The 13,523-nt window shown below is 71.4% G+C and carries 13 protein-coding genes; 1 reads left to right on the top strand and 12 read right to left on the bottom strand.

The genetic code is table 11. The annotated features are described in order from the left end of the window. Positions 1-28: 28 nt before the first annotated feature. From ORI94_RS23365 to ORI94_RS23310, 12 genes are all read right to left on the bottom strand, one after another. Complete coding sequence (locus ORI94_RS23365; protein ID WP_266078847.1) at positions 29-421, bottom strand: YccF domain-containing protein; 393 nt, start codon at positions 419-421, stop codon at positions 29-31. Continuing rightward, complete coding sequence (gene htpX / locus ORI94_RS23360; RefSeq protein ID WP_266078845.1) at positions 418-1,281, bottom strand: zinc metalloprotease HtpX; 864 nt, start codon at positions 1,279-1,281, stop codon at positions 418-420. Before htpX ends, ORI94_RS23365 begins: the two co-directional genes overlap by 4 nt. Positions 1,282-1,611: 330 nt before the next feature. Continuing rightward, positions 1,612-3,111 (bottom strand): NADH-quinone oxidoreductase subunit N, encoded by a 1,500-nt coding sequence (locus tag ORI94_RS23355; protein ID WP_266078843.1) that lies wholly within the window; start codon positions 3,109-3,111, stop codon positions 1,612-1,614. Beyond that, on the bottom strand, positions 3,108-4,682 hold the full coding sequence (locus ORI94_RS23350; RefSeq protein ID WP_266078841.1) for a complex I subunit 4 family protein: 1,575 nt from the start codon (positions 4,680-4,682) through the stop codon (positions 3,108-3,110). Before ORI94_RS23350 ends, ORI94_RS23355 begins: the two co-directional genes overlap by 4 nt. 6 nt (positions 4,683-4,688) lie before the next feature. Further along, entirely contained in the window at positions 4,689-6,683 is a 1,995-nt protein-coding gene (locus ORI94_RS23345; protein WP_266078839.1) for an NADH-quinone oxidoreductase subunit L, read from the bottom strand. Next, on the bottom strand, positions 6,680-7,114 hold the full coding sequence (nuoK, locus tag ORI94_RS23340; protein ID WP_266078837.1) for an NADH-quinone oxidoreductase subunit NuoK: 435 nt from the start codon (positions 7,112-7,114) through the stop codon (positions 6,680-6,682). The genes ORI94_RS23345 and nuoK overlap by 4 nt, the downstream gene beginning before the upstream one ends. Then, positions 7,114-7,800, bottom strand: a complete 687-nt coding sequence (locus tag ORI94_RS23335; protein WP_266078836.1) for an NADH-quinone oxidoreductase subunit J — start codon at positions 7,798-7,800, stop codon at positions 7,114-7,116. Before ORI94_RS23335 ends, nuoK begins: the two co-directional genes overlap by 1 nt. Next, a complete protein-coding gene (locus ORI94_RS23330; RefSeq protein ID WP_266078834.1) occupies positions 7,797-8,405 on the bottom strand; it encodes a NuoI/complex I 23 kDa subunit family protein in 609 nt (202 codons plus the stop codon). The genes ORI94_RS23335 and ORI94_RS23330 overlap by 4 nt, the downstream gene beginning before the upstream one ends. Positions 8,406-8,407: 2 nt before the next feature. After that, positions 8,408-9,376 carry a complex I subunit 1/NuoH family protein gene (locus ORI94_RS23325; protein WP_266078832.1) on the bottom strand — a complete coding sequence of 323 codons (969 nt, stop codon included), beginning with the start codon at positions 9,374-9,376 and terminating at the stop codon, positions 8,408-8,410. Next, complete coding sequence (locus ORI94_RS23320; protein ID WP_266078829.1) at positions 9,373-10,881, bottom strand: NADH-quinone oxidoreductase subunit C; 1,509 nt, start codon at positions 10,879-10,881, stop codon at positions 9,373-9,375. The genes ORI94_RS23325 and ORI94_RS23320 overlap by 4 nt, the downstream gene beginning before the upstream one ends. After that, complete coding sequence (locus ORI94_RS23315) at positions 10,878-11,600, bottom strand: NADH-quinone oxidoreductase subunit B family protein (RefSeq protein ID WP_323056082.1); 723 nt, start codon at positions 11,598-11,600, stop codon at positions 10,878-10,880. Before ORI94_RS23315 ends, ORI94_RS23320 begins: the two co-directional genes overlap by 4 nt. Next, positions 11,591-11,983 (bottom strand): NADH-quinone oxidoreductase subunit A, encoded by a 393-nt coding sequence (locus tag ORI94_RS23310; RefSeq protein WP_266079117.1) that lies wholly within the window; start codon positions 11,981-11,983, stop codon positions 11,591-11,593. The genes ORI94_RS23315 and ORI94_RS23310 overlap by 10 nt, the downstream gene beginning before the upstream one ends. Positions 11,984-12,275: 292 nt before the next feature. Between ORI94_RS23310 and ORI94_RS23305 the strand changes: the two genes are divergently transcribed. Beyond that, positions 12,276-13,502 (top strand): sensor histidine kinase, encoded by a 1,227-nt coding sequence (locus tag ORI94_RS23305; protein ID WP_266078826.1) that lies wholly within the window; start codon positions 12,276-12,278, stop codon positions 13,500-13,502. Positions 13,503-13,523 lie beyond the last annotated feature (21 nt).

Genomic DNA, 13,523 nt, shown 5'->3' with positions numbered 1-13,523 from the left:
CTTGCGAACTGTGGAGAACCGAGCCGGGCTAGCGGGCTGCGAACGGTTGGTCGGTGCGTACGATCTCGCGGCCCATCGGGAGCAACGAGACCGGGATCAGCTTGAAGTTGGCGATGCCGAGCGGGATTCCGATGATCGTCACGCACAGGGCCAGGCCGGTGACGATGTGGCCGATGGCCAGCCACCAGCCCGCGAGGACCAGCCACAGCACGTTGCCGACGCAGGAGGCGGCGCCCGCGTCCCCGCGCTCGACCGCCGTGTACCCGAACGGCCACAGGGCGTAGACACCGATCCGGAAGGCGGCGATCCCGAAGGGAATACCGATGATCGTGACGCACAACAGGACACCGGCGAGCAGGTAGCCGAGGAACAGCCAGAAGCCGCTCAGAACGAGCCATATGACGTTCAGGATGGTCTTCACTGCGTTCGACCTGCCATCTTCTCGAGTCGGGCGATGCGTTCCGCCATGGGCGGGTGGGTCGAGAACATCTTCGCGAACCCCTGGCCCGGCCGGAACGGGTTCGCGATCATCATGTGGCTGGCGGTCTCGATGCGGGGCTCGGGGGGCAGGGGAAGCTGCTTGGTGCCCGTTTCCAGCTTGCGCAGGGCGCTTGCCAGGGCGAGAGGGTCGCCGGTCAGCTGGGCGCCGGAGGCATCGGCCTCGTACTCCCGGGAGCGGCTGACGGCCAGCTTGATGAGGGCGGCGGCGAGCGGGCCCAGGATCATGATCAGCAGCATGCCGAGGATGCCGGGGCCGTCGTCGTCGTTGGAACGGCCGACCGGGATCAGCCAGGCGAAGTTGACCAGGAACATGATCACCGAGGCGAGGGCGCCGGCGACCGAGGAGATCAGGATGTCCCGGTTGTAGACATGGCTGAGCTCGTGGCCGATGACGCCGCGCAGTTCGCGCTCGTCGAGCAGGCGCAGGATTCCTTCGGTGCAGCACACCGCGGCGTTGCGCGGGTTGCGGCCGGTGGCGAAGGCGTTGGGTGCCTCGGTCGGGGAGATGTACAGGCGGGGCATGGGCTGGCGGGCCTGTGTGGAGAGCTCGCGGACCATGCGGTACAGGCCGGGGGCCTCGAACTCGCTCACGGGGCGGGCCCGCATCGCGCGCAGGGCGAGCTTGTCGCTGTTCCAGTACGCGTACGCGTTGGTGCCCAGCGCGATCACGACAGCGACGACGAGGCCCGTGCTGCCGAAGAAGCTGCCGATGACGATGATGAGCGCGGACAGTCCCCCGAGGAGGACCGCGGTCTTGAGCCCGTTGTGCCGGCGGTGCACGGTACGCCCTCCAAATCGTGCGGCAGGGAGACCCTTGTCGGCCGATCTTCCTTCTGACCTGCGACGTCCCCGGGTGTCTTGGCCTCACGTCCAGTGGACCCTCCCGTATTCGTCAACGCCAGGCGAGCGGCACAGGTTCCCTGGGACGCGTGGTGGCACGTGTGAACCGCCCGGGTGACGGCGGCTCCCGGCGCCGTGCCGCCGCGCCCGTCCGCTGGTCCGGAAGCGCGACCGGTGGATCGGGACAGGGGTGCCGGAGGAGGCCCGGTGAGCACGGAAGATCGTGGGGCGTCGGGTGCCGGCGGGGCGGCGCGGCCCCGGGGCGTCGGGTCAGAAGAGCCCGGTGCCGGTGAAGCGCAGGATCAGTTGGGGTGCGCCGGACAGGACGATGCCGAGGACGCCGGTCAGAGTGATCGCGGCGGTGAGCGGGAGCGGGACGCGGCGCACGGCCGGTTCGGCCTCGGATGCGTGGAACAGCAGGGCCGTCCAGCGGAGGTAGTAGACCAGCGCGATGACGACGTTGACGGCCATGACGACGGCGAGCCAGCCGAGTCCGGCGTCGACCGCCGCGGAGAAGACGGTGACCTTGGCGAAGAGGCCGACGATGCCGGGCGGGAGTCCGGCAAGACACAGCAGGAAGAAGGCCAGGAGCAGGGCGGTGAGCGGGCTGGAGGCGTACAGGCCGCGGTAGTCGGAGACCCGGTTGAGGGGGTTCGTCCGGCCTACCAGGGCGGCGACGGCGAAGGCGCCGAGGTTCACCGCGCCGTACATGAGGGCGTAGGCGAGGGTGGAGCCGATCGACTTCTCGGCGTCACCGGAGTACGCGGCGGCGGCGATCGGCACCAGGAGGTAGCCGGCCTGACCGACTGAGGACCAGGCCAGGAGCCGTACCGCGCTGTACGCGCGCGTGGCCTGCTGCGCGAGGGCCCCGGCGTTGCCGACGGTCATGGTGAGGGCGGCGAGCGCGGCGAGGGCCGGGCCCCATACCTCGGCGTACGACGGGAGGGCGACGACGGTGACGAGGATCAGGCCGGTGAAGCCGACCGCCTTGCCGATGACCGACAGGTAGGCGGCGATCGGCAGGGGGGCGCCGACGTAGGTGTCGGGCACCCAGAAGTGGAAGGGGACGGCGGCCGTCTTGAAGGCGAAGCCGACGAGGGTGAGGACGACACCGGCCTGGGCGAGGGTGTGGAACTGTCCGTCGACGGTCTGGACGCGTTCGGCCACCAGGGTGAGGTGGAGGGTGCCGGTGGCCGCGTAGACGAAGCTGATGCCGAGGAGGCTGACCGCGGTGGCGGTGACCGAGGACAGGAAGAACTTCAGCGCCGCTTCGGACGACTTCCGGTCGCCGTGCCGGAGGCCGACCAGGGCGAAGGCGGGCAGGGAGGCGACTTCCAGGGCGACGACGAGGGTCGCGAAATCGCGGGAGGCGGGCAGGAGGGCGGCGCCCGCGACGGAGGACAGGAACAGGAACCAGTACTCGCCCTCGGGGAGCCGTTTGTCGGCGTCCTTGAGGGCGGTGACCGACAGAAGGGCGGTCAGGAGCGCGCCGCCGAGCACCAGCAACTGGATGACGAGGGTGAACCGGTCCACGGTGTAGCTGCACACTCCGGGGTCGCCGACCAGGCAGAACGTGCTGCGGTCGGCATCGAGGAGGGGCAGCAGCATGAGTGTGGCGGCGGCGAGTCCGGTCACCGCGAGGCGGCCGAGGAGCGGTTTCCTGGACTCGTCGAGGAACAGGTCGGCGACGAGGACGGTGAGTCCGACGACGGCCGCGACGGCGGGCGGTGCGACGGCCAGCCAGTCGACGGACTGGACGAGGGAGCTCATCGGGTGCCTCCTGCGAGGAGCTGCTGCACGGCCGGGTCGGTCAGTCCGATCAGGGCCCCGGGCCACAGTCCGGCGACGACGGTGAGGACGACGAGCGGGGTCCAGGCCGCGAACTCGTAGCCGCGCACGTCGGTGAGCGCGGGGGCCTGTTCCTGCGGGGGGCCCATGCAGACCCTGCGGACCACGACGAGCAGGTATGCCGCGGTCAGCAGGGTGCCGAGGGCGCCGACCGACATGAAGACGAGGAAGGCGGGGCGGCTGAGCCCTTCGGCGGGGTCGAACGCGCCGAAGAGGGCCAGCATCTCGCCCCAGAACCCGGCGAGGCCGGGCAGGCCGAGGGAGGCGACGGCGGCGAAGGCGAGCAGACCGCCGAGGCGCGGTGCCCTGCCGTAGAGGGCGGCGCCGGTCCGCTGGGCCAGGGTGTCGAGGTCGACGGTGCCGGTGCGGTCCTTGAGGGCGCCGACGAGGAAGAAGAGGAGACCGGTGATGAGGCCGTGGGCGATGTTGGCGAAGAGGGCACCGTTGACGCCGGTCGGGGTCATGGTGGCGATGCCGAGGAGGACGAAGCCCATGTGACCGACGGAGGAGTAGGCGACGAGGCGCTTGAGGTCGCCCCTGGCGCCCTGCCTCGCGAGGGCGAGACAGGCGAGGGATCCGTAGATGACGCCGACGACGGCGAAGGCGGCGAGGTAGGGCGCGAAGGTGCGGAAGCCGTCCGGTGCGGTGGGGAGCAGGATCCGCACGAACCCGTACGTGCCCATCTTCAGCAGGACTCCGGCCAGCAGGACGGAGCCGACGGTCGGGGCGGCGGTGTGGGCGTCGGGCAGCCAGCTGTGCAGCGGCCACATCGGGGTCTTGACCGCGAGCCCGGTCCCGACCGCCAGTACGGCGACGAGCTGCACGGATACGCTCAGTGACCGTCCGTTGTCAGTGGTGAGTGCCACCATGTCGAATGTGCCCGCCTTGATTCCGATCAGGAGCAGGCCGAGCAGCATGACCACGGAGCCGAGCAGCGTGTAGAGGATGAACTTCCAGGCGGCCTCGGCCCGGCCCTCGCCGCCCCAGCGGGCGATGAGGAAGTACATCGGGATCAGGACCATCTCGAAGGCGAGGAAGAACAGGATCAGGTCGAGGACGGCGAAGGCCGCGAGGGTGCCGGACTCGAGGACGAGCAGCAGGGCGACGAAGGCCTTCGGGGACGGGCCCGCGGGCGGTTTGACGTACGTGTAGACCGCGCTGAGGAAGGTCAGCAGGGCGGTCAGGACCAGAAGGGGGAGGGAGATGCCGTCGGTGCCGAGGTGGATCCGCACGTCGAGTGCGGGGATCCAGCTGATGTCGGTGGTGGCCTGCATCTTCGACGGCTGGTCGTGGTCGAAGCCGAGCGCGAGGACGGTAGCCGCGATGAGGACGGCGCCGGTGACGGTCACACCGTGCCGGAGCACGGCCTGGTCGGGTGACGTCCCCTTGAGTCCGGGCGGGGCCGGAAGGAGAGCGGCGGCGGCACCGAGGAGCGGGCCGACGACGAGGAACGCCAGAAGGAACTGCATCACGGACTCGCTGATATCGATCACGTCTGGTCACGCTCCCGTGGCGGCGAGGACGACGGCGACCGCGAGAATGACGGTGCCGGCGAGCAGCGCGCTCACATAGGTCTGCAGATTGCCGGTCTGGGCACGTCGTACGGCGGTACCGAGCCACCGGGGCAGTGTTTCCGCGCCGCGTACGTAGGTGTCGACGACCTCGCGGTCGAGGAACCGGACGAGACCGGCCGCCGCCTGGACGGGCCGCACGAAGAGGGTCGTGTACACGGCGTCGAGGTGGAAGCCGGCGGCCGCGTGGCGGTGCAACGGGCCGAGCAGCAGGCGGCCGGGGTCGGCCGGGTCGGACGCGTACGCGATGTCTCCGTAGGCGGGTTCGTGGGTGGCGATGGCCTCGGCCTCGACCTGTCCGGCGCCGGCCTCCGGGTGGGCGGCCACGGCGCCGGGTGGGGGGTGGGCGGCGTGGGCGGTGGTGTGCCGCCAGGCGGCGTAGGTGATGATGCCGCCGGTCAGGGCCGCACCGGTGCCGAGCATCGAGGTGGTGAGGGTCGGGGCGAGGTCGTGGCCGTCGAACCAGTCGGGCAGCACGCGGAAGGCGAGGGCGCCCAGGGTGAGGGAGGGGATCGCGAGCACCCACAGCACGGCGGTCATGGTGAGGGGCTGCCTGCCGTGGTCGGGGGCCCCGGTGCCGTGTCCGCGGAAGACCAGCAGCCACAGGCGTGCCGCGTAGGCGGCGGTGAGCAGGGCGGTGGCCAGGCCGGAGAGGAGGACGATCCAGCCCGCGGCGGCGGGGGCCTGCCCGGTGTGGCCGGTGACGACGTGTTCGGCGGCTCCGAGAACGGCCTCCTTGGAGAAGAAGCCGCTGAACGGCGGGATCGCGGCGAGCGCGAGGAGCGCCACGGTCATCGTCCAGTAGGCGTCGGGTACGCGGTCGCGCAGGTGGCTCATGCGGGACATGGCGGCCAGCGAGTTGGTGCCGGCCGCGTGGATGAGCACGCCGGCGGCGAGGAACAGGAGCGCCTTGAAGGCGCCGTGGGACAGGAGGTGGAAGACGGCGGCTCCGCGCTCGCCGACGGCGAGGGCTCCGGTCATGTAGCCGAGCTGGCCGATCGTCGAGTAGGCGAGGACGCGTTTGATGTCGTCCTGGGCGAGAGCGGCGAGCGCCGAGCCGGCCATGGTGACGGCGGCCATGACGGCGAGGACGGTCATCGCGGCCTGTGAGACCTGGAAGAGCGGGAGGAGACGGGCGACGAAGTAGACACCGGCGGCGACCATCGTCGCGGCGTGGATCAGCGCGGAGACGGGGGTCGGGCCCGCCATCGCGTCGGGGAGCCAGGTGTGCAGCGGGAACTGCGCCGACTTGCCCGCCACGCCCGCCAGAAGGAGCAGGGCGACCGGGGTGGGGTGCTCGATGCCGCCGTTCGCGACGGTGTCGAGGACATGCGTGATCCGGAAGGAGCCCGTCTCGCCGGCGAGGGCGAACAGGCCGATGAGGAAGGGGACGTCCCCGAGCTTGGTGACCAGGAAGGCCTTGAGGGAGGCGGCGCGGGCCTCGGGGGTCTCCCAGTAGTGGCCGACGAGGAAGTAGGAGCAGATGCCCATGACCTCCCAGCCGACCAGCAGCACCATCAGGTCGCCGGAGTAGACGACGAGGAACATCGCGGAGGTGAACAGGGAGACGAGGGCCGCGTAGGAGGGGTAGCGCGGGTCGTCGCGGAGGTAGCCCGTCGAGTAGATCTGCACACAGGTGGCGACGGCGCCGACCACCACGGCGGTGAGGGCGGCGAAGCCGTCGATGTGCAGGGCGAGTTCGACGGGGACGGAGCCGGTGGGGGTGAGCTCGGTTGCGGCGTCGAGGGCCCGGCCGCCGCCCTGGCGCGCGGCGACCACGGCGGCCAGGGCGAGGGCGGTGAGCATGGGGAGGACGGCGAGCGGACGGACGAAACCGGGGGCCGCGCGGCCCAGGAGCAGTCCGGCGATCGCGCCGAGGAACGGAAGGAGGGGGACGAGGACGGCGAGGGTGGTCGTGGTCACGCGGTGGCCTCGGCCTTCGTGACGGCCGCCCGGGTCGTGGGGGCGTCGCTGTCGGAGTCGGGGCCGACCGGCCCGCCGGGGCTGCCCGTACCGTCGGGGGCGTCGGGGCCGTGGCCCTCGGCGGTGTCGCGGAGCTTGTCGATGTCCGCGGTGCCGCGGTTGCGGTGGACGGCGAGGACGATCGCCAGGCCGATGCCGATCTCGGCGGCGGCGATGGCGATGGTGAACAGGGCGAGGGCCTGACCGGAGTGCAGGGTCTCCTCGGCGGTCTTGCTGAGCCAGACGTCGAAGGCGACCAGGTTCAGGTTGACGGCGTTGAGCATCAGTTCGACCGACATCAGCACCAGGATCGCGTTGCGGCGGGCGAGGACCCCGTACAGGCCGGTGCAGAAGAGGAGCGCGGACAGCACGACGGGATAGGCGAGGTGCATCAGCGGTTCCCTTCCGCATCACGGCGGGGGCGGGAGGCCGGCCCGTCGGTGACTCCGGCGGCCGTCTCCCGCGCCTGGGTTTCCCGTGCCGCGGCGGCCGTCTTCGCTCTGCGGGAGAGGACGATCGCGCCGACGAGGGCGGCGAGGAGGAGGACGGAGAGGGCCTCGAAGGGCAGGACCCAGTGCTGGAAGAGACTGGCGCCGGTCACGTCGGTGGAGCCGGCGGGCGCGCCGTCCAGGTCGATCCAGGTCGTACGGAAGGCGTCGACGACGACCCAGACCAGGGCGACGCCCGCGGCGACGGCCACGCCGAGGGCGACCCGGCGGTTGCCGGAGTCGGCGTCCGGGGAGCGGCCGACGGGCGCTCTGGTGAGCATCAGACCGAACAGGAGGAGGACGACGACCGAACCCACGTAGATGAGGACCTGCACCCAGGCGATGAACTCGGCGGTGAGCAGGAGGTATTCGACGGCGAGTCCGCCGAGGGCCACCACCAGCCACAGGGCGGCGTGCACCAGCTGCCTGGTGGTGACGGTGACGACGGCTGCGCCGAAGGTGACCAGGCCGACGAGGAGGAAGGCGATCTCCACTCCGGTCGGGGAGAGGAAGCCCTGTGTCCCGGTGGCGGCGTCGACGGTGGCGGTCGTGGCGTGCGCGACCGTGCCGGCGGCTGCGACGAGGGTCACGACTCCTCCCCCCGCGGGTCGGGCTGCGGGTCGGCCTGCGCGGCCGACGGCGGGCCGGGTCGGGGGGCGGCCCGGTCGGCGGCCAGTTTGTCGGCTGACTTGCGGGCGGCGGCGATTTCCTTCGGTTCCTCGGCGGCGGAGTCGAGGGCCGGCGGGGCCGGAACCGTCCACATCCACTCGCGGAGCTTGTCGCGTTCGTGGGTGAGTTCGCGGATGTCGGTCTCGGCGTACTCGAACTCGGGGGACCAGAACAGGGCGTCGAAAGGACACACCTCGATGCAGATACCGCAGTACATGCACAGGGAGAAGTCGATGGCGAACCGGTCGAGGACGTTGCGGCTGCGCTCACGGCCGCCGGGCGTCGCCGCCGGAACGGTCTCCTTGTGGGAGTCGATGTAGATGCACCAGTCGGGGCACTCGCGGGCGCACAGCATGCAGACCGTGCAGTTCTCCTCGAACAGGCCGATCACCCCGCGGGTGCGGGGCGGGAGGTCGGGCTGGGTGTCCGGGTACTGGGCGGTGACGGATTTCTTCGTCATCGTCCGCAGGGTGACGGCCAGGCCCTTGGCCAGACCGGAGCCGGGGAAGCCGGGAAGAGGAGCCATGGCTAGGAGATCACCACCTTGACGACGCCGGTGAGGGCGATCTGGGCGAGGGCGAGGGGAACGAGAAGGGTCCAGGACAGCTTCTGCAACTGGTCCTCACGCAGGCGGGGATAACTGACGCGGAGCCAGATCACGACGAAGGCGAGGACCGCGGTCTTCAGCAGGGTCCAGATCCAGCCGAGGCCGTCGGCGCCCCACGGACCGTGCCAGCCGCCCAGGAAGAGAACGGTGGTCAGGCCGCACAGGACGACGATCCCGGCGTACTCGGCGAGGAGGAAGAGGGCGAACCGCAGACCGGTGTACTCGGTGTAGGCGCCGAAGATGATCTCCGAGTCGGCGACGGGCATGTCGAAGGGCGGCCGCTGGAGTTCGGCCAGTCCGGCGACGAAGAAGACGATCGCGCCGACGATCTGCCAGGGCAGCCACCACCACTCGAAGGCGCCGAGGATGCCGACGAGCGAAACGGTGCCGGCCGCCATCGCCACCGAGGCGGCGGTGAGCAGCATCGGCAGTTCATAGGCGAGGAGCTGAGCTGCGGTGCGCAGGCCGCCGAGGAGGGAGAACTTGTTGGCGGAGGCCCACCCGGCCATGAGCGAGCCGAGGACGCCGACGCCCATCACCGCGAGCACGAAGAACACGCCCGCGTCCAGCACCTGCCCGACGGCGCCCTCGCCCGGCCCGACCGGGATCGCGAGCAACACGAGGAGGTACGGCAGGAGGGCGACAGCAGGGGCGAGTTGGAAGACACGGCGGTCGGCACCGGCCGGGACCACGTCCTCCTTCTGCGCGAACTTCACGCCGTCGGCGACGAGCTGGGCCCAGCCGTGGAAACCGCCCGCGTACATCGGGCCCAGGCGGCCCTGCATGTGCGCCATCACTTTGTGCTCGGTCTGACCGACGATCAGCGGGAAGGTGAGGAAGACGACGAAGACGATCAGGAGTCGCAGGGCGACGTCGAGTACGTCGTTCACCGCGGACCTCCTGAGGGGGTGTCGGGGGCCGAAGGGCCGGAGGGGCCCGACTCCGGCTCCGGCTCCGACTCCGGGTCGGGCTCCGGGTCGGGATCGGCCTTGCGGGCGGACTCGCGCTCAGTCTGCGCTTCGGACGCGGGTTCCACCCGTGTTTCGGATTCGGATTCGGGTTCGCTGTAGGCCGGGCGGGCGTGGTGCCAGGGGGCGTCCGGGCTGCGCGGTGGGGCGGAGGACTCGGTGCCCGATACTGCTGTCCGGTCCGGCGCCTCCTCCGTCTCTTCCGACGCCCCGGTGATGTCCGGCGTCCCTGCCCCGTCCGGCGCGCTGCGTGACCGGCCGGGGCCTCGTGCATCGGCGGGCCCCGTTCCGGCGGGCTTCGGCGTTGCCGTCCGAGGGCGTTGGCTCGCGGAGCCTTCGGAGGCGCTTCGCGTGCGGCGTACCGCCGCCGGTGCTTCGGTTGCCGGTGCTTCGGTTGCGTCGGTGCCGGGGCGGGCATCAGGGGCGACCGCGCCCTCTGCGGCTTCCGTGGCTTTCCCGGACGCGGCTGCCGTCGACGGCCCGCGCTGGGAAGCCGAACCCTCACTCGCGCTCCGGGCACGGCGCGTCCGGGGTGCGGCCGACGGAGGCGTCCCGGGCTGCGCCGCGGTGTCGGCAGCAGGTGACCCGCCCGGTGACGCGGCAGTCGGTGACTCCGTGGCGGGCGCGGTCTGCTGGCTCGCGGAGCCCTCCGCCGCCGTGCGGTTCCGGCGCGGCGGCCGTGCGGGACGGCCCTCGCTCTCGGCTCCCGCGGGGACGGCCTGGCTCGCGGAGCCCTCCGCCGCCGTACGGGTTCGGCGTACCGGGCGGTCGCCGGGTGCCCGTCCTGCGGCGGCTTCGCCTCCGGCGCCGGTGGCCGCCCTGCCCCCGCCGCGGGCCGGACGGGACGGGGCCTGGGGAAGCCGGCCTTTCAGGGGACCCCACTCGTTGGGGTCGGGGACCCCTGGGGGAAGCATCTGGCGGCGTTTGGGCCCGCCGTGCTCGGACTCGCCGGGTTCCTTGGCGCCGGGCCAGGCCTTGGCGACGCGGGCGGCGAGGACGAAGTCCTTGCGCAGGGGGTGGCCCTCGAAGGTGTCCGGCAGGAGCAGGTGGTCGAGTGCGGGGTGACCGGTGAAGTCGACGCCGAACATCTCGTACGTCTCGCGCTCGTGCCATGCGGCCCCCGCGTAGACCTCCACGGCGGAAGGCAGCACCGGTGCCTCGTGCGGGACGGTCGTACGCAGCAGCAGGCGCCGTACCGGGGAGAGAGCCACGACGTGGGCGGCGACGCGGAAGCCCGTGCCTGGCTCGTCGACCGCGCTCAGCCAGTCGAAATACGTGCAGCCGAGCCGGTCACGCGCGGTTTCCAGGGCCGGGAGCCAGGAGGCGGGCGGAACGTCGACGGTGAGGACGTCGTACGACTCCTCGGCCGCGGCCTCCGTACCGAACAGTTCTTCGGCGTCGGTGGGGAGCCAGCCGGCCGCGGTCATCGGTCCTCCCCCTGGCCGGACCGCACCGCACCGGGCTCCACCGCACCGGGCTCGCCCGGCGCCGGCGGCTTCACCAACCCGCTCTGCAGGGCAGCCGCGGAGGCACCCCGCCCACCGGACCCGTACCGCTCCCCCAGCGACTCCCGCGCGATCTTCTCCTGGAGTTTCAGGATTCCCTGGAGCAGCGCCTCGGGCCGCGGCGGGCAGCCGGGGACGTAGACGTCGACCGGGATGATCTGGTCGACGCCCTTGGTGACGGAGTAGGAGTCCCAGTACGGGCCGCCGCAGTTGCTGCACGCGCCGAACGAGATGACGTACTTCGGCTCGGGCATCTGCTCGTACAGGCGCTTCACCGCGGGCGCCATCTTGTCCGTGACCGTGCCGGAGACCACCATCAGGTCGGCCTGACGCGGCCCCGGTGCGAAGGGAATGACGCCGAGGCGGATGAAGTCGTGGCGGGCCATCGACGCGGCGATGAACTCGATCGCGCAGCAGGCGAGGCCGAAGTTGAAGACCCAGAGCGAGTAGCGGCGGCCCCAGTTGAGGATCACCTTCATCGGCTGGGGGGCGAGTCGGGCGAGCGCGCCGAGCCTTCCGCTGTCCTCGGCGGGGAGCACGGCGGGCTCGGGAAGCAGCACCGGTCCGGAAACCTGGTCCGAGCCCGAGTGCGCGCCCGACGGGGCGGTGGCGCCCGGTGGGTTCGCGGGGGTCACGTCCATGTCAGGACGCCCTTCTTGTATGCGTACAACAGCCCGACGGCGAGGAAGCCGAGGAAGATGAACATCTCCACGAGCGTGGTCGCGCCGTAGCCGTCGGCGGCGAAGACGGTCGCCCAGGGAAAGAGGAAGATCGAGTCGACAGCGAAGATCACGTAGAGGAAGGCGTAGACGTAGTAGCGGACCTGCGTGTGGGCCCAGCCCTCGCCGACGGGGTCGACTCCGCACTCGTACGTCATGAGTTTCTCGGGCGTGGGGACCACCGGCCGCAGCAGGCGTCCCGCGCCGAAGGCGAAGGCGACGAACAGCACGCCGAGGACGGCGAGCAGTCCGACGACCGAGTACGCCTGGAAGTAGTCGGCCGCCGCGACCTGGTTCGAAGCGATCACGGCAGCCGGATCGCCGCCGGCCGGATCGAAGCCGGTCGTGTCGAAGCCGGCCGGATCGAAGCCGGTCGTACCGATGGAGGTCGGGTCGAAGCCGGTCGGATCGACGCCGGTCTGTTGCCGCACGTCCGCCCCTCGCTGTTCGACGATCTGTATGCACGGGAGTCTAGGCCCTGATAAGTGCCCCGTAAGCAGCCCGTCACCCCCTGGTAGGCGGGGTGGGGATTTCCCCCGTGGATATCAGGGGTCCACCTCATGGCGCGGACCCTCGTGGCCGGGCACGCTATGACACATGACCGATCCCTCCCCTTCTCCCGACGACCGCCCGCCACCGGCGCGCTTCGCCTACGACCGGCACACCTGGAAGGAGATCGCCCACCTCCTGGCGAACCTTCCGGTGTCGTTGGTGGGCTTCACATACGTCGTGACCGTGCTCCTCCTGGGCCTCGGGCTGACCGTCACCGTGGTCGGGTTCCCGCTGCTCGCCGCCGGTCTGATGGGGACGCGGCTGCTGGGCAGGGGCGAGCGGGCGCGGGCCAGGGCGCTGCTCGGGGTGCGGGTGGAGGAGCCGAGCCGGCTGCCGCTGCACGGTGCCGGAGGGGCCCTGCCGCGGCTGTGGATGGCGCTGAAGGACCCGGTGGGCTGGCGTACGGCGCTGTACGAGGTGATACGTCTGCCGTGGGGCATCGTCACCTTCACCGTCACTCTGGCCTCGTTGTTCGTGCTGTGGCCGGTACTGCCGTTCATCGCGCGCGGGCTGGCCAACGCGGACCGGGCGATGGTGCGTGCCCTGCTGTCGCCGTCCGACGAACTGGAGCGGCGTATAGCCGAGTTGGAGTCCGACCGGGGGGTCGTGGTCGACACGGCCGCGGCGGACCTGCGGCGGATCGAGCGCGACCTGCACGACGGGGCACAGGCCCGGCTGGTGAACCTGGCCATGGGGCTGGGCCTGGCCAAGGAGAAGCTGCTGGAGGATCCCGACGCGGCGGCGTCGATGGTCGAGGAGGCGCACGGTGAGGTGAAACTGGCGTTGCAGGAGCTGCGGGACCTGGCCCGCGGCATCCACCCCGCGGTCCTGACCGACCGCGGTCTCGACGCGGCCCTGTCGTCGGTCGCCTCGCGCTGCACGGTGCCGGTGAGGGTGGCGGTCGATCTCACCGAACGGCCGGCCGCGGCCATCGAGGGCATCGCCTACTTCACCGTCTCGGAGCTGCTGCAGAACGTCAGCAAGCACAGCGCCGCGCGTACGGCCTCGGTCGAGGTGTGGCGTTCGGCCGGCCGTCTGCTCATCCAGGTGGAGGACGACGGCCGCGGCGGCGCGAGCCTGGACGGCGGCACGGGGATGCGGGGTCTCGCGGATCGGATGGGGGCGGTCGACGGCCTGTTCGTCGTGGAGTCGCCGGAGGGAGGTCCGACGACGGTGACGGCGGAGCTGCCGTGGCGGGACCGCTCCGGCGCCCTCACCGAGGACACGCGTACGCGTACACCCACGCGGGACTCCCTACGGCCGGCCACGTAACCGCGCCCCACGTGTGCGCGT

This window comes from Streptomyces sp. NEAU-W12 (genome assembly GCF_026242095.1).
Classification (GTDB): Bacteria; Actinomycetota; Actinomycetes; order Streptomycetales; family Streptomycetaceae; genus Streptomyces.
This window is presented reverse-complemented; position numbering and strand designations above follow the sequence as displayed.

Bases quoted from the DNA above. Each gene is read 5' to 3' on its own strand.
- ORI94_RS23355 (WP_266078843.1), bottom strand. From the start codon at position 3,111: ATGAGCTCCCTCGTCCAGTCCGTCGACTGGCTGGCCGTCGCACCGCCC.
- nuoK (WP_266078837.1), bottom strand. From the start codon at position 7,114: ATGCACCTCGCCTATCCCGTCGTGCTGTCCGCGCTCCTCTTCTGCACC.
- ORI94_RS23330 (WP_266078834.1), bottom strand. From the start codon at position 8,405: ATGGCTCCTCTTCCCGGCTTCCCCGGCTCCGGTCTGGCCAAGGGCCTG.
- ORI94_RS23320 (WP_266078829.1), bottom strand. From the start codon at position 10,881: ATGACCGCGGCCGGCTGGCTCCCCACCGACGCCGAAGAACTGTTCGGT.
- ORI94_RS23315 (WP_323056082.1), bottom strand. From the start codon at position 11,600: ATGGACGTGACCCCCGCGAACCCACCGGGCGCCACCGCCCCGTCGGGC.
- ORI94_RS23305 (WP_266078826.1), top strand. From the start codon at position 12,276: ATGACCGATCCCTCCCCTTCTCCCGACGACCGCCCGCCACCGGCGCGC.